The 1156-nt window shown below is 60.5% G+C and carries 1 protein-coding gene; it reads right to left on the bottom strand.

Annotation, left to right across the window (positions count from 1 at the left end; all coding sequences use genetic code 11):
• Positions 1 to 276: 276 nt before the first annotated feature.
• A partial coding sequence (locus M2282_RS31020) for an ATP-grasp domain-containing protein (RefSeq protein WP_280812606.1) occupies positions 277 to 1156 on the bottom strand: 880 nt, incomplete at its 5' end.

Genomic DNA, 1156 nt, shown 5'->3' with positions numbered 1-1156 from the left:
TTCCTCCTTAGAGGCTTGTCCAACACCTGCCCTCAGGCCGTTGTCGTGCGCGGGCTCGTGTTGTTGCACGGGCAGGTGTCGGACAACCCTTAACCGAAGCCGAAGTTCAGTTTCGCCCTTTGCGGACATACCGCGTTGCCTATAGCAGTCGTACTATCGCCTCGGCTCGCCGCGGCGAGTTCCAGCGTCGAAGAGGTGGGGGTGGCTCTGTCCGAGAACAAGAAAAGCCTGGTTGATGTGTACCGGACAGGCCGGTCGAACGGCTTTGCAGCAGGGCTAGTTGAGGCGGCTGTTCACTGCGTCGATGATGGCGCCTACGTCGCAGGCATAGAAGCCAGCCGAGTTGGCCGAGTTGAGCTCAATGACCTTCGGGCCCGCCCGCGTCACGGCCACGTCGATGGTGAAGGCATCGTTCGGCCTCCAGTGGTCCACGCAGCCTTGAGCGAAAGCCGTCATCTCTGTGGGGACGTCGGGGCTGTAGGCAACCAGCTCACCTGTCTTGTAGCGAGAGGCCGTCACGACTTTGTCACCGATCACGAAGCACCGATACTCCGCGGAGATGTCAGTCAGCGGGGCGGCCACGATGCGGTCAGTGAGGCTCAGGGTGGCGTCTTGTTCATTCGCTACTTGTGCAACGCCTCGGCGGAAGGCCTCGAACTCTTCCCATGTCATCACGGTGCCGGCGAACGACTTGTTGTCCAGGACCGGTCGCACGAAGAAGCGGTCTGCAACTCTGGGCATCTCGTGCAGCGTGGCGCAGATGGCGCTGGCGTTGAGGGCTAAGCCGCCGTACTGCCTGAGCATCAGCTCGTAGTCTAGGTTGTCGTCAAAGTAGCCGGGAGCCCAGCCCTGGCTCTTCGCCACTGCTCCCAGACCGGTGCTGCCGTAGACGAAGACCGGTCCAGCAGGTGCGGGCATCTCACCATCAACCTGATGGAAAAAAGGGATGAGGCGAACGAGCGTGTGCTCGACTTGGCGGGCCAGCAGCAGCTGTCGCACTTGGTCGCGCGTCGTCGGGTTAATGAGGTTTTCTTGGAGTATCCAGTGCATAGGGCTTGACCGACTGCTTCTCTGATCGGGCCGTTTTGTCAAGCGCAGAGTATCTCGGACTTTGGTTTCGTTGAACAGAACGTCTCGGTGCAGTTCACGCTTCTCT

Origin of the sequence: Variovorax boronicumulans, assembly GCF_029892485.1 — a bacterium.
GTDB lineage: Bacteria > Pseudomonadota > Gammaproteobacteria > Burkholderiales > Burkholderiaceae_C > Variovorax > Variovorax boronicumulans_B.
Note: the sequence above shows the minus strand (reverse complement) of the source record. Positions and strands in the feature narration are given on the sequence as shown.